This window comes from Halorubrum trapanicum (genome assembly GCF_002355655.1).
GTDB lineage: Archaea > Halobacteriota > Halobacteria > Halobacteriales > Haloferacaceae > Halorubrum > Halorubrum trapanicum_A.
Genome location: NZ_AP017569.1, coordinates 630439 through 653694 on the forward strand (window position 1 = coordinate 630439; position 23256 = coordinate 653694).

Genomic DNA, 23256 nt, shown 5'->3' on the forward strand with positions numbered 1-23256 from the left:
GTTTATACGTCCGTCCGGCGTATTCGCAAGTGAGGAGAGACACTATGTCCACCAAAACCACGAACGAGTTCGGCGGAGAGATCGGCGGGATCACGCTGCTGGGGAAGGCGCACTCGCTGTCGGCGCTGTTCATCGTCCTGCTCCGGGCGACCATCGGCGGGATGATCCTGTTCGCGGGCCTCGGGAAGGTCTCCGAGTGGCCGTTCGACGCGGCCGGCTACCTCGCGAACGTCGACCCCGCGAGCCCGGTCAGCGGGATCTACGCCGCCATGGCGTCGAACGCCGCGCTGATGGAGTTCGTCAACGTGTTCGTGCCCGCGACGCAGCTGCTCGTCGGCGTCGCGCTCATCACCGGCGCGTTCGTCCGCCTGGCCGCGTTCGGCGGCGCGATGCAGATGATGCTGTTCTACCTCGGCGGGTGGAGCGGCGAGTTCCTGTCGCTGTTCGGCTCGACGCTGGTGTACGCGGTCGTGTTCCTCACGGTCGCCGCGTTCGGCGCGGGCCGCGTCCTCGGCCTCGACGCCTACATCGAGAACGTCGAGGTCGGCGGGCAGGCGCTCGTCGAGAAGTTCCCCGCGCTCCGGTACGTCCTCGGCTGAACTGGGGGCGAGACCGAGCGAGGGGAATCGGGCGGTGACGACTCACCGCCGACTCGTTTTCGATACGTGGAGTACGGCGTGGGTGATTCACTTTTCGTAATCAGTTTGTAACGGCGAGCGCCCGCGTCGCGACCGCTTACTTATAAATAGATACCAGATATCGGCAGAAGACGCTGCCAATTCTCTGCCGATTACTTATAAATAATCAACCGTGGCTCGGCGGCGAACACTCCCATAGCCCCACCCGGACAGCACGACCGGAGGCCGGTCGCTTCGCTTCGTCGCCGGCGCGACGCGCCTCTCGCGGCCGCCACTGGCGGCCGCTCGCAGGCGCGCCACCGCCGCCTTATTTATAAATCGTCGTCAGCGAGGGTCGCGGATCGACGGCGACCCTGGTCCGATTCGATCCCGACGGACCGCCGCGCTTTATTCCCCGTCAGACCCACGGTCAGGTATGAAGCTCTCCGAGTACGTCGATCGGCTCGACGACCGGCTCGACACGGCCGCGTACGCCGACGTCGACGCGAGCGCGAACGGGTTACAGGTGGGTCCGGACGACGCCGACGTGGAGCGCGTCGCGTTCGCGGTCGACGCCGCGACGGCGACCGTCGAGGCCGCCGCGGACGCGGGCGCCGACGTCCTCGTCGTCCACCACGGACTCTCGTGGGGCGGCATCGAGCGCGTCACGGGACGGTCGCACGACCGGATCGCGGCCCTCGTCGAGAACGACGTCGCGCTGTACGTCTCGCACCTCCCGCTCGACGGGCATCAGGAACTGGGTAACGCCGCGGGGGTCGCGGACGCGGTCGGGCTCTCCGACCGCGAGCCGTTCGGCGAGATGGGGCCGGTGACGATCGGGACGATCGGCGAGACCGCGTCGCCGCGGTCGGCGGCCGAGATCCGCGAGACGCTCGACGGGTTCGAGGGGCAGCCGGCGGGCGAGGCGTCGCCCACGCGGGTGCTCGACTTCGGTCCCGACGAGATCGAGCGGGTCGCGGTCGTCACCGGTTCCGGGGTCGACTGGCTCGACGAGGCGGTCGCGGCGGACGCGGACGCGCTGATCACCGGCGAGGGGAAAGGGCAGGTCTACCACGACGCGCGGGAGGCGGAGATTACGGTGTTCCTCGCCGGCCACTACGCCACGGAGACGTTCGGCGTCCGCGCGCTCCAGTCGGTGACCGACGACTGGGGCGTCGAGACGACGTACGTCTCGCACCCGACCGGGCTGTGAGTCGGCCGTCGGAGCGGCCGGGCGTTGAGGTGGCCGGGCGTCGGGGGCGCGCCCGCCGCCGAACGCAACCCTTACCGCTCGCGTCCGCGCAGTCGGGGTATGCGCGATCACTTCGAGATCCGGGACCACGACGCGGCCGGGCGGATCGGCCGGCTGGAGGTCCCGCGCGCCGACGTCACGGTCGAGACGCCGGCGCTCCTGCCCGTGGTCAACCCCAACGTGCTCACGATCGAGCCCGAGCGGCTCCGCGGGGAGTTCGGCGCGGAGATGCTGATCACGAACTCCTACATCATCCGCAGCACGGACCGCATCCGCGACCGCGTGCTCGACCAGGGGCTCCACGAGTTCCTCGGCTTCGACGGCGCGATCATGACCGACTCCGGCTCCTTCCAGCTGGCCGAGTACGGCGACATCGACGTGACGACCGAAGAGATCATCGAGTTCCAGCGGCGGATCGGCAGCGACGTGGCGACGCCGGTCGACGTGCCGACGCCGCCCGACGCCGACCGCGAGCGGGCGGAGCGCGAACTGGCGACGACGAAGCAGGCGCTCGCGGACGCGGAAGAGGCCGAGACCGGCGAGATGCTCGTCAACGCGCCGGTCCAGGGGTCGACGTACGGCGACCTCCGCGAGGGTGCTGGGCGGCACGCGGCCGCGACCGACCTCGACGTCTTCCCGGTCGGCGCGATGGTCCCCCTCCTGAACTCCTACCGCTACGCCGAGATGGTGGAGGCGGTGCGCGCGGCCAAGCGCGGGCTCGGCCCGGGCGCGCCGGTCCACCTCTTCGGCGCCGGCCACCCGATGATGCTCGCGCTCGCGGTGGCGGCCGGCTGCGACCTGTTCGACTCGGCCGCGTACGCGCTGATGGCGCGCGACGGCCGCTACCTCACCGTCTCGGGGACAGAACACCTGGAGGACCTCGACTACTTTCCCTGCTCGTGTCCGGTGTGCGCGGATCACTCGCCGGCCGACCTCCGCGACTTCGACGACGGCGAGACGGAGCGGCTGCTCGCCGAGCACAACCTCCACGTCACCTTCGAGGAGCTGCGCCGCGTGAAGGAGGCGATCCGCTCGGGGACGCTGCTCGAACTGGTCGACCGCCGCGCCCGCGGCCACCCGGCGATGCTCGACGGCTACCGCGCGCTGCTCGACCGCGCCGACGAACTGGAGCGCACCGATCCCGGCTCGAAGGACGCGTTCTTCTACACCTCCCACGAGGCGGCCCGCCGGCCGGAAGTCGAACGGCACCGCGACCGACTCGCCCGGCTGGCGGCGCCCGACGACCTCCTCCTCACGGAGTCGAAGGCGCCCTCGAACCACGAGTACGACGCCGTCTGGCGCGTGAAGCCGCCGTTCGGCCCCTATCCGCCCGCGCTCTCGGAGACGTATCCGCTCACCGCGGAGGTGCCCGAGCGGACCGACGACGCGGCGCAGGTCGCGGCCGCGGAGGGGGTCGTCGCGCTGGCGGCGGCCAACCCCGAGACGGCGCTCACGCTCGGCCACGACGCGTGGTGCGACCGCGCGCTCGACCGCCTGCCCGAGCGCGTCGAGACGGAGAACCTGCGGACGCTCGGCTGACGAGCGGGTTGCTCGCCGGCCTGAAAGCGCATCGAGTGCCGCGAGAAAACCGCAGCCGTGACCGAGTCGACCGCCGGTTCGGAGACGTCGCGCGCCTCAGTCCCGCCGGTGCCCGAGCGGCTTCTTCTGGTCGACCTCGACCTCGACGTGGATCGAGTCGGGGAAGTCGCGGCCGACGACGTCGCGCGCGATGTCGTCGGCGCCGTGGATCTCCATCGAGCGGCGGTACACGTCGTAGCGCCACGGCGAGAACTCGTCGCCGGGCTCGAGGTTCTTGTACAGCGGGACGGTGACGTTCTCCGAGGGGCTCGCGTGCGGGCCCTTGCACTCGGCGCCCTTGCGTTCGAGCGTCTCCTTGAGGTCCTGAACGGTCTCGACGAGCACGTCGCGGTCGCCGGACGCGAAGTCGAGTTTCGTGACGAAGGTCATGGCTGGGGGTCGTCCGCCAATGGCCGCCCGAGCGGTAAAAACGCATCTACCCGTCGTCGGTCCGGCTGGCCGCACGGCGAATCCCACCCGGAGACCGGTCGACGCAGCCGAGTCGCTCGCCGCTGTTCGGGAGTCCGACACGCTCTTTAGGGGTGATCGCTTACCTGCGGCCAATGACGGTCGAAGCGACCAGTGCCGGAGCCATCCTCTTCCGCGATACCCGCGGCGAACGGGAGTACTTGCTCCTGAAGAGCCGACCGGGGGACTGGGAGTTCCCCAAAGGCGGGGTCGAGGGGGACGAGGAGCTCCAGCAGACGGCGATACGAGAAGTCGGCGAGGAGGCCGGGATCGAGGATTTCCGGCTGATCGACGGGTTCCGCAGGGAGTACGACTACGTGTTCGAGGCGAACGGGAAGACCATCCACAAGACGGTCCACCTGTTCATCGCCCGCTCGTTCGAGGCGAGCGCCGAGCTCTCGAAGGAACACCGCGACCTCCAGTGGCGCGACTACGACCAGGCGCTCAACACGATCACCCAGGACGGGCCGCGAGACATCTTAGAGGAGGCCCACGACTACCTCGACGAGCGGAAAGACGAGGAGGAGGGGAAGTACGTCTGACCGGGACGCGGGGCCGGCCCGCGGACGGCGACCGCCCCGTCCCCGAGCGGTTCGTTTTTGTCCGCCCCGCTCGACGGGGCGACCAGTGACGCCCGACGCCGAGTTCGGCTACGAGCTCTTGGTCTGCCGGTACGCCGAGCTGGCGTGGCACCCGAGCGAGTGCCCCCGTCCCGCGCTGGTCGCCCGCCAGCTCGGCACCCAAGACCGACGGTGGGACACCGTCGTTATCGAGGTCGACCCGGCCGCGTTCGCGCGGCGGCGCGCGTTCGGCGACCGGGCCATCGGCTCCGACCTCCTCCACGTCGTCCGGGGGGCGCCCGCCGAGTGGGCGTTCTATCGCGACGCGCTGCCGCACCCCGGCTACCCGTGGCGCTACGTGCGGCAGGCGGTCCACCGCGCGGCGGGCCGGGACCTGATCGAGAAGCGGCGCGACGGCAACCGGATCCAGATCCGCCGGAAGCGACCGTACCCGGGCTGGGTCGAGCGGATCGTCGCGGTCGAGAACAAGCCGGACCTGGACCGCTCCGCGGCCGACCGGCTCGCCGACCAGCTCGACCACGACATCGAGACCGCGCTCGCCGACGAGGCGTGGCTCGCGACCGAGACGACCGGCGAGCGCGTCGAACCCGCGCTGCTCCGCGAGATGCCCGTCGAGGCCGGGATCCTCGCGACCGACTTCTCCGCGGGCGTCGACGCCGGGGCGGCCGACGTGGCGTGGCACCCCAGCGACCTCTCCCCGGGGGAAGGCGAGCGCCGCGACGCCGAGACCGAGACGCTGCGGCTGGAGATCGCCGAGCGCGCCTACGGGAAGGGGTGGCGCTCGTACCACGACACGATGCGCCCCGACTGCCGGCACTTCGAACTCCGCCGCGAGGGGCGCGCGCTCGTCCCGCACTGCGCGGCGAAGGAGAAGCTCCCCACCGCGCGGGAGTGTTCCGGCTCCTGTTCGGAGTTCTCGCCGGAGCCGCCCCAATGGCGCACGAGCGGGTGGCCGATAGAGGGCGGGCCCGGGAAGGGGTTCAAGCGGCTACTGCGGCGGCGGCGGGAACGCGAGCGGGACCGGGCCGAAAGGGTTGAGTGAGCGGCGGCGCCAGCCGGCCGTATGCGGTTCCCGAACCCGTCGCTCTTCGAGTACGCGCTCAACACGGCGGTCGTGGTCCTCACGCTGGCGGTCCTCCAGTACACCGGCTGGCTCTGGGCCGACCCAGCCGGACTCGACCCGGCGTTCCTCGTCGCGGTCGGGGTGACGTTCCCCGCGTTCTCGTACCTGATCGCCCTCGTCGGGGCGAACGTGCGATCGAACGCGGAGTGAGGGCCGAGGCCGGCGCCGACGAACGCTGACCGACGACCCGCAGCCACCGCCTACGCCAGCGCGGCCGCCAGCTTCTCGATCGGATGCGACGGCTCCGGAACCTCGCCGGGGCCTTCCTCCAACTGCGTCCGACAGGAGGTTCCGGGCGCGACGAGTCCGTCGCCGTCGCTGGCCGAGACCTGCTCGAACAGGTTCTCGCCGATCGCCTTGCTCATCGAGTAGTGTTCGGCCTCGTAGCCGAACGAGCCCGCCATCCCGCAACAGGAGGAGTCGAGCGGGTCGACGCCGTAGCCGGCGCGCCGGAGCACGCCGACCGCGTGGTGGTCCTTCTTCGTCGCCTTCTGGTGGCAGTGGCCGTGGTAGGTGAGCGACTCGGTCGGCGCGTCGAGCGGGAGTTCCTCGTCGAGCCGGTGGGCGTCGACGAACTCCATGACCCCGTAGGCGTGCTCCGAGACGGCCGCCACGTCCTCGTCCGGCACGTCGCTGGCGTCGCCGTCGAGCAGGTCGTGGTAGTCGGACTGGAGCATGACGGCGTCGGAGGGCTCGACGACCACCACGTCCCAGCCGTCGCGCACGTCGGGCGCGAGCGTTTCGACGGCGTCTCTCGCGGTCGCGCGCGACACGTCGAGCAAGCCTTTGGAGTGAGGCGGGCGCCCGCTGCCGTCGACATCCGGAATCCTGACGTGGCAGTCGGCGGCCTCCAGCACGCGCACCGCGGCCTTCCCCGCGCCGGGGTTGGTGTAGGTGGTGTACACGTCGGGGAAGAGGAGCACGTCGCGGGCGGCCTCGTCGCGCGGGACGCCGGCGCCGCCGCGCGCCTCGAACCAGTCGACGAGCGTCTCCGAGCGGAAGGTCGGGAGGTCCCGTTCCCTCGCGATACCGAGCGCCTTCTCCGCGAGGAGGCCGCTCCCGGGGATCTTGTTCGGGAGGTTCGAGAGCGGGGCGAACTTCGAGGCGAGCGGCGCGAGCGACTCGAAGCGGCCGAGCAGTCGCGTTCGAAGGTCGATACCGTGTTCCTCGTGGTGGGCGTGTTCGACCTCGGCCTTCAGCTTCGCCATGTCGACGCCGCTCGGGCAGTCGACCTTACAGCCCTTGCAGCCGACACAGAGGTCCATCACCTCGGTGACGAACTCGTCGTCGGTCGGGTCGTCGGGGAGCTCGCCGGTCATGGCCCCGCGGAGGGTGTTCGCCCGCCCGCGGGTCGACTGGATCTCCTCGTCGGCGGCGCGGTAGGTCGGGCACATCACGCCGCCGGTCGTCTCCTGCGGGCCGCGGCAGCCGCCGCAGCCGTGACAGAGCTCGACCATCCCCTGCATCCCGTTGTCGACGGCCCACTCCATCGCGGGGTCGAAGCCGGCGTCGTACTCGTAGTCGTCGTCGAACCGGAGGTTCTCGCGCATGTCGAACTCCCCGCAGACGTTCCCGGGGTTGAGCAGCCAGTCGGGGTCGAACGCGGTTTTGAGGTCGCGGAACGCCTCCCAGAGGTCGTCGCCGTACAGCTTCCGGTTCCACTGCGTCCGGGCGCGCCCGTCGCCGTGTTCGCCGGATACCGACCCGCCGAGCCGGACCACCGCGTCGGTGACGCGGTCGGCGATGTCGACCATCGCGTCGACGCCGTCGACGTCCTTCGTGTTGATCAGCGGGCGGACGTGGAGCACGCCCGGGCCGGCGTGCGCGTAGAAGGTCGCGAACGTGTCGTTGTCGGCGAGGATCTCCTGGAACTCGCGAGTGTACTCGGGGAGGTGCTCCGGGGGAATGGCGCAGTCCTCGATGAAGGAGATATGCTTCTCGTCGGTGGTCCGCGACAGGAGGATCGGGAGCCCCGCCTTGCGCATCTTCCAGAACCGGTCGCGCTTCTCGGGGTCGTGCGCCTCCATCGCGTGAACCGCCCGACGGGGGTGGCTCGTCGTCTCGGCGGCGCCCGCGCTCGGCTCGACCGCGGTGGCGACGCCGGCGCCGTCCCCGTCGCCCCCGTTCGCGGCCGCGCCCACCCGATCCGCGATCAGGTCCGCGACCTTCCGCTTCCCCGCCGCGTCGCTGTCGGCGTAGAACTCGACGAGCAGCACGGAGTCGGTGCCGTCGGGGAGCATGCCGACGACGTCCTCGAACTCCGGCGTGTCGGCGGCGAGCCCCAGCAGAACGTCGTCCATCACCTCGACGGCGGCTGGGTCGTGTTCGAGGCACGCCGCCACGTCCTCCATCGCGTCGAGGAGGTCGTCGTAGGTGAGCAGCGCGACCGCCTTCGTCTCGGGGATCTCGACGAGCGAGAGGGTCGCCTCCGTCACCGTCGCGAGCGTCCCCTCGCTGCCGGCGAGCAGGCGGGCGAGGTTGACAACGCCCGCCTCGCCGTGTTCGCCGCGATGCTCGGCGAGCAGGCGGTCGAGGTTGTAGCCGGAGACGTTCCGCTTCAGCTCCGGGAACCGCTCGTCGATCCGGTCGGCCTCCTCGTCGAGGACTCGGACGACCTCGGCGTGGATCCGGGGCAGGAGGTCGTCGGCGTCAGGGTCGGCGGACGCGCGGAGGTCCTCGACCGCGACCTCGCCGAACGTCGTCACGGTGCCGTCGGCGAGGACGACCTCCGCCTCCTCGACGTAGTGGTCGGTCTTCCCGTACTTCAGCGAGTGCGAGCCGGTGGAGTTGTTGCCGATCGCGCCGCCGACCGCGGACTTGTCGCGCCACGCCGGGTCGGGCGCGAACTTCAGGCCGTCGGGCTCGACCGCGGCGTTCAGGTCGCCGACGTACGCGCCGGCCTGGACGCGGGCCCGCTTCGCGTCGGGATCGGTCGACACCACGTCGTCCATCTCGCCCGTCAGATCGAGGACGACCGCCTCGTTGACGGTCTGCCCGGCGAGCGAGGTGCCGCCGCCCCGCGGGAGGACGGGGATCCCCTCCTCGAAGCAGTACTCGTGGACGGCCGCGACGTCCGCGGTCGACTCCGGGATCACGACGCCGATCGGCGTGACCTCGTACGCCGAGGCGTCGGTCGCGTACAGCCGCTTCGAGTAGTCGTCGAACCGCACGTCGCCCGCGACGCGCTCGGCGAGCGCGTCGACGAGGTCCGGTCGCTCCACCGCGCCGCCGGTGTAGTCGAAGTCCCCGCCGTCCGTCGGGTCGGGACCCGGGGTGTTAGTCGCCATGCGACTCCCTCGCGGTCGAACCATGAAAAAACCTCCTGCCGTCCGCGCGTCGGCGGAATTCGGTCGCCCCGCGGCGGCCGAGACCGCCGCGTCCCGGCCGCGCTGTCGCCTGCCGGGAGCCGCCGTAACACCCATATGCCGGCCGGCGAACTCACATCCATGTCACTCGCAGACACGTCGACGTTCGCCGGTCGGCTCGACGACCTCGGCGTCGCGGTCTCGACGGGGCCGCCCGCGGAGTGCGCGGCCATGGTCGAGGCGGCCGCGGGCGAGCCCGCGGTCGGGGTGCCGCTGGCGCGCTCGGGGCCGGCCGCGTTCGCCGACTCGCCCGCGGCCCTGCCGGACCGCGTCGAGACGGCGCCGACGACCGCCGACCTCCGGGCGGCGCACACCGGCGTCACCGCGGCGTCGCTCGGCGTCGCCGAGTACGGGAGCGTCGCGCTGGAGGCGGACGCGGCCGGCACGGAGCCGGTGAGCCTCTTCGTCGACCGCCACGTCGTCGTCCTCCGAGAGGCCGACCTCGTCCCGGACATGCCCGACGCCTTCGACTGGCTCGGGCCGCGGGCGCGCGACGAGTCGGTCGACGTGGTGTTCGCGACCGGGCCGAGCGCGACCGCGGACATGGGCGGGCTCGTTCACGGCGCGCACGGGCCGAAGGAGGTCCACGTGATCCTGTTGCGCGGCGAGGACGCGGCGGACGGCTCGGACGCCGCTGTCGACGCGGAGGACGACCAATGAGTAGCGACGCCGAGACCGGCGCCGAGGAGGCGGCGGCGACCGAACCGGCGGACAATCCCGACCGCGAGGCGAAGGCCGAGCGGATCCGCGAGCTGTTGACGACCGAGGGCGACGCGGTCGCAGAGAACACCCGCGGGTTCAACGAGGGCCGCTACGAGTCGACCGGGCGGCTCGACGGCTACGAGGAACTGAAAGACGAGGCGCGGGCGATCAAGGAGGACGCGATCGAGCGGCTCCCCGACCTCATCGACGAGGTGAGAGCGAGCGTCGAGGCCAACGGGGGCACGGTCTACCTCGCCGACGACGCGGCCGACGCGAACCGATACATCCGCGAGGTCGCGGCCGAGCGAGACGCCGAGCGCGCGGTGAAGTCGAAGTCGATGACCTCCGAGGAGATCGAGGTGAACGACGCGCTCGAAGCGGACGGCGTCGACGTCGTCGAGACCGACCTCGGCGAGTGGGTGCTCCAGCTGGCCGACGAGGAGCCCTCGCACATCGTCGCGCCGGCGATCCACAAGTCGCGTGAGGGGATCGCGGAGCTGTTCGCCGAGCGGTTCGACCCGGAAGACCCGCCCGAGACCGCCGAGGAGCTCACGATGTTCGCCCGCGAGCGGCTGGGCGAGCTGATCGAGGACGCGGACCTCGGGATGACCGGCGCGAACTTCATCGCCGCCGACTCGGGCACCATGCTCTTAGTCACCAGCGAGGGGAACGCCCGCAAGACGGTGACCGCGACCGACACCCACGTCGCGGTCGCGGGCGTCGAGAAGCTCGTCCCGACCGTCGAGGAGTTCTCCCCGTTCGTCGAGCTGATCGGCCGGTCGGGGACCGGTCAGGACGTGACCTCCTACATCTCGACGCTCACGCCGCCCGTCGACTCGCCCGTGCCGGACTTCGAAGCGGCGGACGAGCCGCTCGCCGACGGCTCGGAGTCCGACCGCGAGTTCCACCTCGTCCTGATCGACAACGGGCGCATGGCGATGCGCGACGACGAGGAGCTGAAGGAGACGCTGTACTGTATCCGCTGTTCGGCCTGCTCGAACGCCTGCGGCAACTTCCAGAGCGTCGGCGGCCACGCGTTCGGCGGCGAGACGTACTCCGGCGGGATCGCCACCGGCTGGGAGGCCGGCATCGAGGGGCTCGACACCGCGGCCGAGTTCAACGACCTCTGTACCGGCTGCTCGCGCTGCGTCCCGGCGTGTCCGGTCGGCATCGACATCCCGTGGATCAACACCGCGGTCCGCGACCGGATCAACCGCGGCGAGGCGGAGCCCGGCCAGACGGACTGGATGTTCGAGGAGCTGGTCCCGGACGAGGAGCCCGGCGGGCTCGACCTGGCCACGCGCCTCGTGGGCAACTACGCGACGCTCGCGGAGTGGGGCCACAAGACGGCGCCGGTCGCCAACCGCCTCGCGAACGCCGGCCCGGTGCGCGCGCTCGCCGAGCGGGTGGCCGGCATCGACCGCCGCCGAGAGCTCCCCGAGTTCGCGCGCGAGTCGCTCGTGGAGTGGTTCGACGCGCGGGGCGGCCCGGCGGTCCCGGCCGACGAGGCGACCCGCGAGGCCGTCGTCTACCCCGACACCGCGACGAACTACGTCGACGTCGGGCGCGGGAAGGCGACCGTCAGGGCGCTGGAGGCACTGGGCGTCCGCGTCCGCGTGCCGGACCTTCCCGGGAGCGGCCGCCCGCCGCTGTCGCAGGGGATGATCGCGACCGCCGAGGCCGCCGCCGAGGACCTCTACGCCGGGCTGGCGCCCCACCTCGACGCCGGCCGCGACGTGGTCGCCATCGAGCCGAGCGACCTCGCGACGTTCCGTCGCGAGTACGAGCGGTTCCTCCCGGCCGCCTCCTACGAGCGGCTCGCGGACGCGAGCTACGACGTCATGGAGTACGCCTTCGGCCTGCTGGAGAACGGCGCCGACCCGGCGGCGCTGCGCGCGCCGAGCGAGGGGACCGGCCCGGTGGCGTCGGGGCAGCGGATCGCCTACCACCCGCACTGTCAGGCCCGCACGGTCGGGGTGAGCGAGTACGCGACCGCGACCCTCGAACGGCTCGGCTACGACGTGCGCGTCTCCGACACGGAGTGTTGCGGGATGGCGGGCTCGTTCGGCTACAAGACGGACTACTACGAGCTGAGCGTGGACGTCGGCGAGCCCCTCGTCGAGCAGTTCGGCGACACCGACCGCACCGTCGTCGCACCGGGCACGTCCTGTACCGAGCAGCTCGACGCCCTGTTGGACGCGGCGCCGAGACATCCGATCGAGGTCGTCGCGCCGCGGGAGTGACTGACGGCGACGCGCGCGGCGTCGACCCCGCGGGACCCGCCGGCGTCCGACGCGCGTCGTTCGACAACGAACGCTTATTAGGCGCGCTCGTGACCCTATCAGGTATGAACGCAGCCCCCGAAGAGATCACGTCGCTCGTCGGTCGCGAGGTGTACTCGAGCAACGGCGTTTTCGTCGGCGAGATCGAAGACATCCAGCTCGATCTGGACGCGCGCTCCGTCACCGGCCTCGCGCTCGCCGAACTCAACCACGAACTGTTCGCCGGACAGGTGGGCGGATCGACCGGCGTCATCGTCCCGTACCGCTGGGTCCGCGCGGTCGGCGACGTCGTCCTGATCAACGACGTCATCGAGCGGTACGACACGGGCGAGTCCGACGAGGAAGGGAGCGAGGTCGAGGCCCGGGCGGAGTCCCGGTAACAGGTTCCCGACCGCGCGCGCCGCGCCCGGGGCCGCTTCAGAAGGGGAGAGCGTCGCGGAGGCTGGCGATCACGCCGCGCTCTTCCCGGCGCGCCTCGTCGAACACCGGGTACATGGCGTCGAGAAACGTCGTCTCGTTTTCGAACTCCCGCTTGGGCACGCGGTCGAGCGCGTCCGCGAGCGCGATGGAGCGTCCCTGCGCGTCGTAGGGCACCTCCTGATCGCCGAGCGCGTCCCGTAGCTCCGCGGCCGTCGCGGGAAACGACACGTCCGCCTCGTCGAGCCGTGCGTCGAGCGCGGCGATGCCGAACTCGATCGCCTCCGGCTCCTCCGTATCGCCGCCGCCGGGTGGCCGTGCTGCCATTACGGCGTGTTACTCCCTCCGGCGGCTTGAAACCCCTGTTCTCGGCGCGTCCCGCTCATTCCGGCACGGACTCGGTCGGCGGCGCGGCGTCGACGACGGCGAGCTCGACCCCGTCCCCGGACCGGTCGAACGCGGCGACCGAGTCGCCGTCGTACGGCGGGACCGCGACGATCACCACGCCCGCGAGGTCGTCGGTGCGGGAGACCCCGAGGAACCCGTCCGGGTGCGAGAGGAACCGCGCGCCGCCCGCGCCCGCCGGCGTGCCGAGGTCGACGCCGAACACGGAGCTGACGGAGTTCCCCACGGACGGGAGCGTGAAGTGGGTCACCACCGGCGTAGCCGGGTCGAGGCCGAGGTCGGCCTCGAACTCGCCGGCCGGCGTGGCCGAGAGCCGGAGGTTCACCGCCTCGGGGTCCTCGCTCGCGGCGCGCTCGCGCAGCACGGTCAACAGGTCGCGGGTGACGTAGATCACTGGTCGAGCCTCGCTACGGGACGCATTGGCAAAAGGTCACGCACGGATCGGTCGGTGCGGTCGGTGCGTCCGACCTCACAGCCCGTCTCTGCCCGCGCTCAGAACGGCAGCGCCGATTTGAGCGTCTTCGCGTACAGTCCCGGCGCCTTCGGCCGCGAGTCGGAGAGCGCGTCCTCGAGGGCGACGGCCGCGCGCTCGTGGACGCCCACGCCGTGGCCGACGAGGACGCGCTCGGGGTCGAGCCCGGAGAGCGCGCCAGTCGGCGGCGTGAGCCGCAGCATCGGGTGGACGCCGAGGCGCTCGCGGTCGCCCCGGAAGTACGACGCGGAGCCGAGCGACTCGGGGACGATCAGCGTCTCCCCGTCGAAGAGCCCGACCTCCTGCCACGGCGGCAGCGAGGAGTCGCGGATTTTGATTGCCTCGAAGCCGGTGTCCGCGAGCCGTGCGCCGAACCGCTCGACCTCGACGTCCGGGCCGAGCTCCTCCGCGACGCCCGTCATCCACTCGGGGACGTACACCGGGACGTCGTGGCGCGCGGCGACCTCGCCGCTGTCGCGCACGTGGCGGTCGAGCCCGACCACGACGCCGGCGACGTCGCCGAGGTCGGCGAGCAGCTCGTCGACCCCGGGCGCGTCGACCGGGTCGACCACCCACACGTCGTCCGCGCCCGTCTCGTCGTTGTGGACCGCGAACGCGTGGCTCGCGCGCTCCATCGTCTCGTCGGGGTACGCGATCCAGCCGACGCCGCCGTCGTAGCGATCGATCTCGTGGAGGTCCGGCTCGTCGCCTTTCATTCCCATACCACCCGTTCGGCCCGGACGCTTGTTAAGTCGTCTCCGGCGGAACGCCGATCCGGTGTTACCGGTGATCGCAGCGGGGGCGACTCAGGCGTCGGGCCATTTGATCGAACAGCCCCGGGAGGGCCGGTCCGGGATTTCGACGTCCTCGCCCGCGAGGACGGCGTCGACCGCGTCGCGAATGTAGAACTCGGTCGGCTCGTCGTCGGGGTTGAGCGCGTCGTCGAGGCGGCCGTGGTAGCGCAGCCGCCACGCGCCGTCCTCGCGGCCGAAGAGGAACGGGTCGGGGGTACACACCGCGTCGTAGGCGGCCGCGACCTCGCCGGTCTCGTCGCGGAGGTACGCGTCGTACGCGACGGTGCCGTCCGCGACCGCCTCGCGCATCGCCTCGAAGGAGTCCTCGGGGTACGCGTCGGCGTCGTTGGGGTTGATCCCGACGACCGCGAGGTCGTCGTACCCGGCGGCGAGCTCGTTCAGCAGGTCGATCTTCGCCTTCGCGTACGGGCAGTGGTTACACGTAAACACGATGAGCAGCGCGTCCGCGTCGAAGTCGTCGAGCGCGTACGTTTCCCCGTCCGCGCCGGGCAGTTCGAAGTCGGGCGCGGCGTCGCCGCGGTCGAGCGCCGAGTCGGATTCCATCTGGACCATATCGGGGCGTACGCGCGGGAACGGAAAAGGCGTTGCGAGCCACTTCAGATGTCGAGTCAGCGATCCACGACGAGCCGTTCACTCGAGACCGGCGAATCAATGACTGATCTGATCTGTTAACTACCTAATTCAACGCTAGTATTTTATATGTCTGAAGAAAAGTAATAATAGAAAATAGTATGAGTAAGACAGAGTCTGAAAAAGTGGTGTCCGTATCGTCGCGCGGGCAAGCCACAATCCCGAAGGAGTTCCGTGAGGAGTTGGGTATCGACACGCCCGGCCGTGTGAAGTTCATTCGGACCGAAGAGGGCGACATCGTTGTTCGCCCCATCCACTCGGTTACGGACCTGCGTGGGGTTCTGGAAGGGAAAACCGACGAGCAGGGGCGCTCAGCAACCGAGCGCCTCCAAGAGGAACGGACAGCGGACAAAGCCAGTGAAGAAGAGTTGCGGCGGCGCTACGCCGGTGACGACGAGGGTGACGCATGACCAACGGGGCTGAGATTCCCGAAACGATCGTCTTCGACGCCGAACCACTCATCGCCTATTTCTGTAACGAACCAGGGAGCGACACCGTCGAAACGTACGTTGAGGCCATCGAAGGCGCAGCAGACGGCTACATCTCGGCGGCCAATCTTGCCGAGGTCCATTATATTGTCCGGGCGATCGACGGCGAGGAGCGCGCTGATGCCGTCGTCGACGTTCTCGAGGAAAGTGGCATCCGTCGCGTCGACACCGAACAGACATGGGCGTCAGCAGCCGACTTCAAATTCCGCTACTCGCCAGCACTCGGTGATGCTTTTGCGCTCGGGACAGCAGCGCACGTCGACGGGATGCTGTTGGTCGGTGCCGACGACGACTACGACGACGTCACCGATGTCCCGATCACTCGGTTCCGGACCGAACCAGCTTGACTTCCTCCCACGACTGTCGTGGGCTCTCTCCGCTGTTCTCTGTAGGGTCGGCCAGAACCGGGGCCACCGACAAGGCCGCACATTTGGCGGTGGGTGGTGACGACTGACTGGCTGTGACCTGCTTTCGCTTCTTAACTGCGACCGGACCCGCTGCTCAGTACTCGATGGTCGCGGAGTACCGATTCAGAACGGCCACGAGCCCGGCGCCGACGAGCGCGGCCAGCGCGAACCGCGGCGCGGCCGCGCGCCAGGACTCGCCGCTCTCGGCCAGCCGCGCAAACACCTCCACCAGCGGCGCGCGCAGCGCCCCGACGACGAGGCTCACGAGGAACGCGAGCGTGGCGGCCCGCGCCCGCGCCAGCGCGTAGCGGACGGCGTGCGCGATGGTGAATAGCCCGCAGACGCCGCCGAGGAGGAACGCCGCCACCGGCGGCAGCGTCTCGACGAGCGCGTCCGCGCCGTCGCCCAGCGCGAGCGCGCCGGCGGCGTCGACGAACCGCGCGACGACGCCGGACATGTACTCGTACTGGCCGAGGACGACGAGCAGCAGCGAGCCCGAGATCCCGGGCAGCACCATCGCGCTGACGGCGAGGCCCCCGGCGACGAAGACGACCGGTAGGGGGTTGCCGAGCGCGGTCGCCGCGACGCCGGACGCGAGGAACGCGAGCGCGAAGCCGGCGACCGCGGCGGCCTTCCGGCGCGGCGTCGCGAGGTCGACGTCGCCGAGCAGCACCGCGGCGCTGGCCGCGATCAGCCCGAAGAAGAAGCCGTACGTCGCCACCGGCTGGGTCGTGAGCAGGCGGTTGACCGCGCTCAACACGGTCACGACCGCGGTGCCGATCCCCCCGCCCAACACGAGGAGGAAGGCGCCGTCGACCTCGCGGAACGCGGCCCGCGCGTCGGCGCGGCCGCCCGGTCGGACGCCGGCGAGCACGCGGCGGGCGCGGTCGGGGTCGACGGCGGTGACCGCCGCGATCAGCCGCTCGTAGATCCCGACGATCAGCGCGATGGTGCCGCCGGAGACGCCCGGCACGGCGTCGGCGCTCCCCATCGCCACGCCCTTGAGGTATATCGTCGCCCACTCGCGGAGGTCGGCCATCTGCTCTGGAGAAACGCGGCCGCGGTAAAGAAGGGCCGGGTATCAGACGGCCGCATCGGCCGCGGCCTCGGCGTCCGCGGTCAGTTCGCCGCGCTCGCGGTCAGGTCGGCCGCGCTCGCGACCGGCTCGGCGCCGATCAGCGACCCCGCGTCGGTCGAGTTCGTCGAGTCGCCGCCGTCGCTTCCGCCGCCGTCGTCGACCGGGCACTCGGGGTCGCCGCTGGGACAGTCGATGATCCGCTCTTCGAGCTCGACCGTCGCCGCCGCGTCGTCGACGCCGACGACCTGGCCCTCGGTCACCTCGACCTGTCCGAACCGCTCGGTGGTGTACAGGTCGTCGCCGGTCGTCCGCTCGGTGGTAATATTGTACGGCCCGGTCGCGCGGACGCTCGTGTTCGTGTACCCGTTCTCGGGGCCGAACTCTTCGTAGCCCGTCGTCGAGTACGGGAGCGTGAACTCGAAGGTCCCGTCCTCGTCGGCGGTCGCGTACTGCGTGTACTCGAACGTCTGCCCGTCCGGCTTCCGGAGTTCGACGGTCGCCTTGACCTCCTGGCCGGGGTCGGCGCCCGACCCCTCGACGGTCGCGCCCGGCACGCGTTCGAACGTCTTGACGAAGTCGTCGCGCAGCGCGCCGAAGAACGACTCGCCGAACGTCGCCTGGAGGTCGACGCCGAACCGCTGGGCGAGGATGCTCGCCTGCTGGGCGTACGGCGACCGGCCCGGCGCCTCCGTGGCGTGGACCAGCCGGTAGTGTTCGAGCGCGTCCAGCCGCTCGGAGGGGACGCCCATCACGCCGCCGACCTGCGCGGAGCCGTCCTCCTCGACGTACGCCTGCGCCGCCGAGAGGTTATCGAACCGGCGGATCGCCTGACCTTCCGTCGGGAGCACCTTGATCTCGACCTGTTCGCCCGCCTGGGTCTGCGCGGTCTGCGGCTCCCAGTCGACGACGACCGGCTGTGGCTCGACCGCGCTGCCGTAGTGCTGGTAGAGCCGGATCATCTGGCTCTCGTGGTAGCGCTGGGTGCGCAGCTGGAGCGCGAACCGGAGCCCGCCGCCCTGACCGTTCTGGCCTTGGACGCGCTGGTAGAGCACCTCGTTGAAGTCACGCACCGTCTCGTTGCCCGAGTAGAACGTCACCGGCGCGTTGAACTTGGAGTTCGTCGACGCCATCTGCCAGTCGACCATCACGTAGCGGGTCTCGTTGCCCTCGGTGCTCTGGCTCGCGAGGACTTCGGCCGCTTCCTCCTCGCTCGGTGCGAGGAGGTAGTCCGCCGCTGCGCCCGCGTTCTGCTGGAACGGGTTCGCGTTCGGGATGCGCTCGGCGCGCGTGGTGATCCAGTGGCCGTAGTCCCACCACGACTGGACGCCGTACGCGCCCTCCGGATACTCGAAGTCGCCGTCTGCGGGGCGCTCGTAGGTGCCGTACAGCTCCATCGGGTTGTCCGCGCCCTCGAGCTCGCCCGGTTTCGGGGTGTTGTCGTTCATCCACTGGAGGCTCTCGTCCCACTGGACGACGCTGCCGGGGCCGCTGGAGTTGCCCGCTTGCCAGACCGGGGTGGCGACGCCGACGAGCGGGACGATGAGGACCGCGAGCACGGCGGCGACGGTGAGCACCTGCCACCCCTCGATGTCGCGGACGGCGTCGAGCGAGGTGAGATCGAGGGCGTCGAGCGCGACCTGGAGGAAGTACGCCGTGCCGACCGCGACGACGACGGCGAGGTAGTAGTTGAACCGCGTCTGCGTGAACGCCGCGCTGCCGATGAACGCCGCCCACACGACGAAGTACAGCTCCTCGGCGTCGTACTCGACGAGCAGCGTCGCACCGACGAGGAAGGCGGCGGCGATGAGCAGGCCGATCACCTGCCAGTCGACGCCGACGAGGCCGCCGACCGCGCCGTACGCCTGCGGGACCGCGTAGACGGAGCCGACGACTGCGAGCGCGGCCGGGATGTAGAGGGTGTGATTGGTGTCGTCGGAGCGGTACAGCGGGCGCGCAAGGATGTAGAGGACCGCGGCGAGCGCGAGGAAGAAGGCGAGCCCGTACTGCGAGAGGACGAAGTTCGAGAACGAGGCGCCCTGGAGGGGGGGCTGGGCTTCGCCGATGGTGCGGAACTGTGCGGTGGCGCTGAATCCGACGAAGTTCAGGAGGTTGTTAGTGAGTGTCCCCCAGAGCGAGGGGAGCGCAAGCCAAATGACGACAGCAGACGCGACGATGAGCCCGCCGACGGCTGGCGGGAAGGTCGCAGCTTCGAGGTCTCGTGACTCCCACTGGCGCGCGAGCCAAGCAAGGAAGACGGCGCCGAGCGCGACGCCGAGCGGGAGAATCACTTGGAGGAGCGAATACTGAGTGGTTTGGAAAGAGAACGTGTCGAGCGGGACCAGCTGCATTGCCCCGGCGACGGTCATGGCGACCGCCCCGACGAAGGCGATCGGTTCGGGGCTCTCGCCGTGGTAGACGTCGCTCGTGAGCTTCACCGCGAGGAAGACCCCCGTGATACCGACCAGGAGGACGCCCGGCTGCCACGTCCACATGTACAGACCGAGCGCAACCCCGGCGGCGGCGGCGAAGGCCAGCGGGCGCTTCAGCGCGTCCCAATCCTGATCAACGACGAGCTCCCACACCGGCTTCTCGCGCTCGGCGACGCCGAAGGCGACGAGGAACGCGAGGACGGCGGTGCTCTGGAAGAGGACCTCGGCCGCGCTGTGGTCGGGGAAGCCGACGAGCGAGTATCGGAAGAAGGTGCCCGAGAAGAGCGCGAGCGTCGCCGCTCCGGCGAGCGCGGGAACGCGCTCGGTGAACCGCCGCGCGATGAAGTACGTCGGTACGGCGACGAGTGCGCCGACGATGGGGGCCATAACGAGCATGACCTCCTCGGTGCCGCCCATGATCGGCCGAGCGATCCACACGCCGACGGCCATGATGTGGTCCCAGAGAGTACCGAACTGACCCGCACTGTTTCCGTACGGGAACCCCGTCCACGGGTCGAACGGGAGCGTGTTCGGCCAGTTCTCCAAGAGGTATGACGTTTCGCGGAGGTGGTACCACGCGTCGTTGCCGCGGAAGTACACTTCGCCGTTTTGGACGAAGTTGCCGTACGACCGGAGGCGGGTCCACAGCATGAATACGAATGCCCCGAAGAGGAGCGGGACATGATACCACCGTCTGAGGACGTCGAGGGGCGATCCCCCATCATCTCCGACGGCGTCGGTTTGCTGACTCATTACACGAAGTCACTTCCAAAACCTCCATAAGGCTTGTTATATACCGGTAGCCGATGGAGTTGTACATGTCGTGCTATCACTGAGGGCAGTTGAGCGGCGTAGAGACGATCTGTGGGAGTTCAACGGGAAGATCTCGTGAAGGTGCCTTTTTATTCGGTGCCGACAACACCGACATATGAACGTGTTCGCGGCGGCCGCGCTGGGCCTTCTGGGCGTGACGGCCGCACCGTATCTCGTCTTCCTCGGACTGTACGCGTGGGTCCGCCCCGAGGGCTCACCCGCCGCCAAGGAGCCGGCGGAGCCGACGGTGAGCGTCGTCCTCCCCACGTACAACGAAGCTCGGATCATCCATGCGAAGCTCGACGACCTCCTCGAGCTCGACTACCCGATGGCAAAGATCGAGCTCGTCGTCGTCGACTCCTCGACCGACGAGACGCGATCGCTGATCCGCGAGTACTTCGAGGACGTGGACGCTCTCGATCTCGTGCTGATCGAGGAGGACGAGCGGCGGGGGCTCGCACCCGCGCTCAACGAGGCGTACGAGGCGGCGCAAAACGAGATGGTCGTTAAGACCGACTGTGACTCGAAGCTGCCGCCGGACGTGCTCCGCGAGGCGGCGGCGAACCTCGCCGACGAGGAGGTCGACGCCGTCACGGGGCGGAACGTCGAGGTCCTCGGCGGCAGCGAGGTGGAATCGGGTTATCGCGGCGTGCAGTCGCACATCCAGCAGCTGGAGTCGCACCTCGACTCAACGCTCATCTTCCACGGGCCCTTCTCTGCGTTTGAGAACGACGCGCTGTTGTCGATCGACCCGAACTCGCTGGCCGACGACACGGAGCTCGCGCTGAAGATCCGTCGTCAGGGCGGCCGAGTGGTGTTCGATCCCGCGGTAGAATACATGGAGGCGAGTCACTCGGCGTTCGTCAAGCGCCGGAAGCAGAAGGATCGCCGGGCGATGGGATTGATTCAACTACTGGTCCAGCACCGAGACGCACTTGGACGGTACGGGAGATACGGGATGGTAGTGTTGCCGTTCAACTGGTGGTTCATGATTGCGTCGCCGTGGCTGCTGGCACTGACGCTAGCGGTCGGGACGGTCGGCTCCGTGATCGCGTTCGGTGTGGCGGGGCTCGCGTTGCCGCTCGTCTTCGGACTGTTCACGTACTTGGGGCAGAAGGACGTGCTCGGACCTGTACAAGCACTGTATTCTTTGCTCGATACGCAGGTGTCGTTGTTGCGTGCGTGTGTAGAATTGTTACGCGGAAAGGGCGACGGTACATGGGAAGCTGACGCAGAATTGAGGGAAGCGTTCGACTAGTCGGTCAACTCCCGGAATTGGTTGGACAAGTACAAACTATTTTATTGCTCTCAGGGAATAAAATACCGATGGCAAATTCGGGAACCTCCCTTCTCCAGTCCGGATTACAGATTTATCGGACACAGGGGCTCTGGCAACTGACACGTGAGGCTTTTTATTATTGTTATGAGTCTACACTCAGAGCCGGTTGTTCACTCTTCGGCGACCGACAGGGCGACAATATCTACGAGGACGACTGGGACGTTCTGTTGATTCTCGACGCTTGTCGTGTCGACCTCCTTCGAGAGGTCACTGGTGAGTATCCGTTTCTGGACGTCATCGAAACCCGGCGTTCAGTAGGAAGTACCTCTGCCGAGTGGATGAATAACACGTTCACGGCAAAGCACCAAGATGTAGTCGCAAACACCATCTACGTCACGGGAAATCCATTTAGCGACGACCATGTATCGTCCGAAGACTTTGCTGTAGTCGACGAAGTGTGGCGCAACGAGTGGGATGAGGCGGCGGAAACAATCCGTCCGCGGCCACTGACTGACCAAGCTATCGCCCGATGGCGATCGGAGGCGGACGCAGATCGCATGATAGTCCACTACATGCAGCCACACTACCCATTCATCGGTTCCTCGATTGCTGGTGCTGGCCTGTCGCTCGAGAACTGGGGCGAGACGTTCGATTCGAGGAACGTCTGGGAATTGCTTCGAGACGGCGAGATAGAATACGATGCGCTCTGGGATGCCTACCGAGAGAACCTCCGAGCCGTCCTCAACGACGTCGAATTGCTTATAGAGACGATCGACGCTGACGTCGTCGCCATGACTGCCGACCACGGGAATGCTGTGGGAGAGTACGGCGTCTACGGACACCCCGCAGGAATCTGTCTCTCAGCGCTGCGCGACGTTCCCTGGGTCACCACGAATGCCGAACAGGTACGCGAATACGAACCCGAAACAACCAACGAGGCCCCAACAAACGAGGACGTATCCGACCGCTTGGAAGCACTCGGATATAAATAATCAGGGTGCGTGGCGTGAGTTCGCAAGGCGGCGGATGAACGTCTGAGTGCGGTATGGTAGCCTGTTTGCGACCCGGAACCAGCCAGCACTCATGGCACGCTTCCCCCAGTTCATCGGGGTCGAATCAAGCTCTAACAACTCCGCATACTCGTCCCACTCATGCTCCGGAAGGGCGGTACTGAGAAGCGCTCGGTTGCCATAATGAAGGCCTGCAACTGACCGAGGCACCCGGAGAAACGCGGGCACCGGGTAGTTGTTCGTGAGCGGGAGTGTCGCAAACGAGGTCTCCTGGGCGAGTAGCGATAAGGCAACCTGGTCACTGTAAAACAGTGGCGTTCGGCTCCCGGCAGCCTCGGCGACATCAGCACTCTCGTCAGCTCGAATTTTCATGCTCAATTCTAAAAGACGTCCGGGGAGAGATAGGTCGCGGGCGACCACGGCAGCGGAGTTGTAGAACGGGTACGGTAACTCACCGCCGAGCACCGCGGATATGCTGTGCTCAGGCTCCGAGATATTGTAGCGGGTGTACAGCAGTTCCCAGACCGGAACGGACACGTCGTGCGTCCAGAAGGACCCACGAAGCGTACACGCTCGCGCGCTCAGTGCCGCGTCTCCAGCGGGGAACGACAGGCGATCCAGCAAGACGATGTCGGTATCTAGCATCACCGCTTGCTCTACACCACTCCGTTCTGCAGCGAGTTCAAACGCGCGAAGTTGGGCTGTAATTGGATAGTCGTCGTCTGGATACGGCCCTACCTCGACGGTCGTATCCTTTTCTAACTCTGCCAGTAGGTTTTTCGACATCGCCGAAGCACCCATTTCGGGGATAAATACGACTATATCTGACTCTGGGTGGTGTTCTCGGATGGAGCGCACGAGTACGAGTGCCTGCGCACCAAAGGCTCCCTCGTCGGCAGTGATTGCAAAGACAGTCTCTTCATCAATCATTCGTAGCTCGTTGCTTCCGGAGAACTCTAGAGCACGCCTCAAAAACTCCGTTATTGATGATATTTCGAGCGATGCGGTTTGCGCCAACAAGCATTATCACCTCGTTCAACAGACC

General features: G+C 68.6%; 22 protein-coding genes. 13 read left to right on the forward strand and 9 right to left on the reverse strand.

The annotated features are described in order from the left end of the window. Positions 1–44: 44 nt before the first annotated feature. The 3 genes from CPZ01_RS03115 to tgtA all read left to right on the forward strand — a co-directional run bounded on the left by CPZ01_RS03115 (position 45) and on the right by tgtA (position 3408). Positions 45–599 carry a DoxX family protein gene (locus CPZ01_RS03115; RefSeq protein ID WP_096393388.1) on the forward strand — a complete coding sequence of 185 codons (555 nt, stop codon included), beginning with the start codon at positions 45–47 and terminating at the stop codon, positions 597–599. Positions 600–1053: 454 nt separating this feature from the next. Then, positions 1054–1830, forward strand: a complete 777-nt coding sequence (locus tag CPZ01_RS03120; protein WP_096393389.1) for a Nif3-like dinuclear metal center hexameric protein — start codon at positions 1054–1056, stop codon at positions 1828–1830. 99 nt (positions 1831–1929) lie between these two features. Next, positions 1930–3408, forward strand: a complete 1479-nt coding sequence (tgtA, locus tag CPZ01_RS03125) for a tRNA guanosine(15) transglycosylase TgtA (protein WP_096393390.1) — start codon at positions 1930–1932, stop codon at positions 3406–3408. Positions 3409–3504: 96 nt separating this feature from the next. Here tgtA and CPZ01_RS03130 read toward each other — a convergent pair whose 3' ends face one another. After that, a complete protein-coding gene (locus CPZ01_RS03130; protein ID WP_096393391.1) occupies positions 3505–3837 on the reverse strand; it encodes an uS10/mL48 family ribosomal protein in 333 nt (110 codons plus the stop codon). Positions 3838–4010: 173 nt separating this feature from the next. Here CPZ01_RS03130 and CPZ01_RS03135 point away from each other — a divergent pair, with 173 nt between their 5' ends. The 3 genes from CPZ01_RS03135 (at position 4011) to CPZ01_RS03145 (ending at position 5769) form a co-directional block, all read left to right on the forward strand. After that, positions 4011–4457 carry a bis(5'-nucleosyl)-tetraphosphatase gene (locus tag CPZ01_RS03135; RefSeq protein WP_092921845.1) on the forward strand — a complete coding sequence of 149 codons (447 nt, stop codon included), beginning with the start codon at positions 4011–4013 and terminating at the stop codon, positions 4455–4457. A gap of 85 nt (positions 4458–4542) precedes the next feature. After that, entirely contained in the window at positions 4543–5538 is a 996-nt protein-coding gene (locus tag CPZ01_RS03140) for a DUF5787 family protein (protein ID WP_096393392.1), read from the forward strand. Between the two features lie 21 nt (positions 5539–5559). Then, complete coding sequence (locus tag CPZ01_RS03145) at positions 5560–5769, forward strand: hypothetical protein (protein WP_096393393.1); 210 nt, start codon at positions 5560–5562, stop codon at positions 5767–5769. 50 nt (positions 5770–5819) lie between these two features. On the opposite strand, the gene CPZ01_RS03150 is transcribed toward CPZ01_RS03145, so the two are convergent. Next, the gene (locus CPZ01_RS03150) at positions 5820–8906 is read right to left on the reverse strand and encodes an FAD-binding and (Fe-S)-binding domain-containing protein (protein WP_096393394.1); all 3087 of its coding nucleotides are present in this window, start codon (positions 8904–8906) and stop codon (positions 5820–5822) included. 159 nt (positions 8907–9065) lie between these two features. Here CPZ01_RS03150 and CPZ01_RS03155 point away from each other — a divergent pair, with 159 nt between their 5' ends. From CPZ01_RS03155 to CPZ01_RS03165, 3 genes are all read left to right on the forward strand, one after another. Next, positions 9066–9644 carry an LUD domain-containing protein gene (locus CPZ01_RS03155; protein ID WP_096393395.1) on the forward strand — a complete coding sequence of 193 codons (579 nt, stop codon included), beginning with the start codon at positions 9066–9068 and terminating at the stop codon, positions 9642–9644. Further along, a complete protein-coding gene (locus CPZ01_RS03160; RefSeq protein WP_096393396.1) occupies positions 9641–11929 on the forward strand; it encodes an LUD domain-containing protein in 2289 nt (762 codons plus the stop codon). The genes CPZ01_RS03155 and CPZ01_RS03160 overlap by 4 nt, the downstream gene beginning before the upstream one ends. 104 nt (positions 11930–12033) lie before the next feature. Then, on the forward strand, positions 12034–12348 hold the full coding sequence (locus CPZ01_RS03165; RefSeq protein WP_096396110.1) for a PRC-barrel domain-containing protein: 315 nt from the start codon (positions 12034–12036) through the stop codon (positions 12346–12348). A gap of 37 nt (positions 12349–12385) precedes the next feature. On the opposite strand, the gene CPZ01_RS03170 is transcribed toward CPZ01_RS03165, so the two are convergent. From CPZ01_RS03170 to CPZ01_RS03185, 4 genes are all read right to left on the reverse strand, one after another. Continuing rightward, the gene (locus CPZ01_RS03170) at positions 12386–12712 is read right to left on the reverse strand and encodes a DUF5789 family protein (RefSeq protein WP_096393397.1); all 327 of its coding nucleotides are present in this window, start codon (positions 12710–12712) and stop codon (positions 12386–12388) included. Between the two features lie 55 nt (positions 12713–12767). Then, positions 12768–13184, reverse strand: coding sequence for an MPN domain-containing protein (locus CPZ01_RS03175; RefSeq protein ID WP_096393398.1), 417 nt, complete (start codon positions 13182–13184; stop codon positions 12768–12770). A gap of 98 nt (positions 13185–13282) precedes the next feature. Then, positions 13283–13978: a hypothetical protein gene (locus tag CPZ01_RS03180; protein WP_096396112.1), complete on the reverse strand. Its 696-nt coding sequence runs from the start codon at positions 13976–13978 to the stop codon at positions 13283–13285. A 90-nt stretch (positions 13979–14068) separates the two neighbouring features. Next, complete coding sequence (locus CPZ01_RS03185; RefSeq protein ID WP_096393399.1) at positions 14069–14629, reverse strand: thioredoxin family protein; 561 nt, start codon at positions 14627–14629, stop codon at positions 14069–14071. A gap of 179 nt (positions 14630–14808) precedes the next feature. On the opposite strand from CPZ01_RS03185, the gene CPZ01_RS03190 reads away from it, so the two are divergent. Both CPZ01_RS03190 and CPZ01_RS03195 read left to right on the forward strand, forming a co-directional pair. Beyond that, positions 14809–15117, forward strand: coding sequence for an AbrB/MazE/SpoVT family DNA-binding domain-containing protein (locus tag CPZ01_RS03190; RefSeq protein WP_096393400.1), 309 nt, complete (start codon positions 14809–14811; stop codon positions 15115–15117). Then, the gene (locus tag CPZ01_RS03195; protein WP_096393401.1) at positions 15114–15542 is read left to right on the forward strand and encodes a PIN domain-containing protein; all 429 of its coding nucleotides are present in this window, start codon (positions 15114–15116) and stop codon (positions 15540–15542) included. Before CPZ01_RS03190 ends, CPZ01_RS03195 begins: the two co-directional genes overlap by 4 nt. 154 nt (positions 15543–15696) lie before the next feature. On the opposite strand, the gene CPZ01_RS03200 is transcribed toward CPZ01_RS03195, so the two are convergent. Both CPZ01_RS03200 and CPZ01_RS03205 read right to left on the reverse strand, forming a co-directional pair. Next, positions 15697–16641, reverse strand: a complete 945-nt coding sequence (locus tag CPZ01_RS03200; protein ID WP_096393402.1) for a DUF368 domain-containing protein — start codon at positions 16639–16641, stop codon at positions 15697–15699. Positions 16642–16721: 80 nt separating this feature from the next. Continuing rightward, entirely contained in the window at positions 16722–19862 is a 3141-nt protein-coding gene (locus CPZ01_RS03205) for an oligosaccharyl transferase, archaeosortase A system-associated (RefSeq protein ID WP_096393403.1), read from the reverse strand. A 175-nt stretch (positions 19863–20037) separates the two neighbouring features. Here CPZ01_RS03205 and CPZ01_RS03210 point away from each other — a divergent pair, with 175 nt between their 5' ends. Both CPZ01_RS03210 and CPZ01_RS03215 read left to right on the forward strand, forming a co-directional pair. Next, entirely contained in the window at positions 20038–21180 is a 1143-nt protein-coding gene (locus CPZ01_RS03210) for a glycosyltransferase (RefSeq protein WP_096393404.1), read from the forward strand. 68 nt (positions 21181–21248) lie between these two features. Beyond that, positions 21249–22193, forward strand: a complete 945-nt coding sequence (locus tag CPZ01_RS03215) for a hypothetical protein (protein WP_096393405.1) — start codon at positions 21249–21251, stop codon at positions 22191–22193. Here CPZ01_RS03215 and CPZ01_RS03220 read toward each other — a convergent pair whose 3' ends face one another. After that, positions 22194–23141 (reverse strand): hypothetical protein, encoded by a 948-nt coding sequence (locus CPZ01_RS03220; RefSeq protein WP_157745913.1) that lies wholly within the window; start codon positions 23139–23141, stop codon positions 22194–22196. Positions 23142–23256: the final 115 nt, after the last annotated feature.

Coding starts and splice junctions, on each gene's coding strand:
- CPZ01_RS03200 (WP_096393402.1), bottom strand. CDS start 16,641: ATGGCCGACCTCCGCGAGTGGGCGACGATATACCTCAAGGGCGTGGCG.
- CPZ01_RS03180 (WP_096396112.1), bottom strand. CDS start 13,978: ATGAAAGGCGACGAGCCGGACCTCCACGAGATCGATCGCTACGACGGC.
- CPZ01_RS03135 (WP_092921845.1), top strand. CDS start 4,011: ATGACGGTCGAAGCGACCAGTGCCGGAGCCATCCTCTTCCGCGATACC.
- CPZ01_RS03205 (WP_096393403.1), bottom strand. CDS start 19,862: ATGAGTCAGCAAACCGACGCCGTCGGAGATGATGGGGGATCGCCCCTC.
- CPZ01_RS03130 (WP_096393391.1), bottom strand. CDS start 3,837: ATGACCTTCGTCACGAAACTCGACTTCGCGTCCGGCGACCGCGACGTG.
- CPZ01_RS03170 (WP_096393397.1), bottom strand. CDS start 12,712: ATGGCAGCACGGCCACCCGGCGGCGGCGATACGGAGGAGCCGGAGGCG.
- CPZ01_RS03195 (WP_096393401.1), top strand. CDS start 15,114: ATGACCAACGGGGCTGAGATTCCCGAAACGATCGTCTTCGACGCCGAA.
- CPZ01_RS03145 (WP_096393393.1), top strand. CDS start 5,560: ATGCGGTTCCCGAACCCGTCGCTCTTCGAGTACGCGCTCAACACGGCG.
- CPZ01_RS03190 (WP_096393400.1), top strand. CDS start 14,809: ATGAGTAAGACAGAGTCTGAAAAAGTGGTGTCCGTATCGTCGCGCGGG.
- CPZ01_RS03185 (WP_096393399.1), bottom strand. CDS start 14,629: ATGGTCCAGATGGAATCCGACTCGGCGCTCGACCGCGGCGACGCCGCG.
- CPZ01_RS03215 (WP_096393405.1), top strand. CDS start 21,249: ATGGCAAATTCGGGAACCTCCCTTCTCCAGTCCGGATTACAGATTTAT.
- tgtA (WP_096393390.1), top strand. CDS start 1,930: ATGCGCGATCACTTCGAGATCCGGGACCACGACGCGGCCGGGCGGATC.
- CPZ01_RS03120 (WP_096393389.1), top strand. CDS start 1,054: ATGAAGCTCTCCGAGTACGTCGATCGGCTCGACGACCGGCTCGACACG.
- CPZ01_RS03150 (WP_096393394.1), bottom strand. CDS start 8,906: ATGGCGACTAACACCCCGGGTCCCGACCCGACGGACGGCGGGGACTTC.
- CPZ01_RS03160 (WP_096393396.1), top strand. CDS start 9,641: ATGAGTAGCGACGCCGAGACCGGCGCCGAGGAGGCGGCGGCGACCGAA.
- CPZ01_RS03155 (WP_096393395.1), top strand. CDS start 9,066: ATGTCACTCGCAGACACGTCGACGTTCGCCGGTCGGCTCGACGACCTC.
- CPZ01_RS03210 (WP_096393404.1), top strand. CDS start 20,038: ATGAACGTGTTCGCGGCGGCCGCGCTGGGCCTTCTGGGCGTGACGGCC.
- CPZ01_RS03115 (WP_096393388.1), top strand. CDS start 45: ATGTCCACCAAAACCACGAACGAGTTCGGCGGAGAGATCGGCGGGATC.
- CPZ01_RS03220 (WP_157745913.1), bottom strand. CDS start 23,141: ATGATTGATGAAGAGACTGTCTTTGCAATCACTGCCGACGAGGGAGCC.
- CPZ01_RS03165 (WP_096396110.1), top strand. CDS start 12,034: ATGAACGCAGCCCCCGAAGAGATCACGTCGCTCGTCGGTCGCGAGGTG.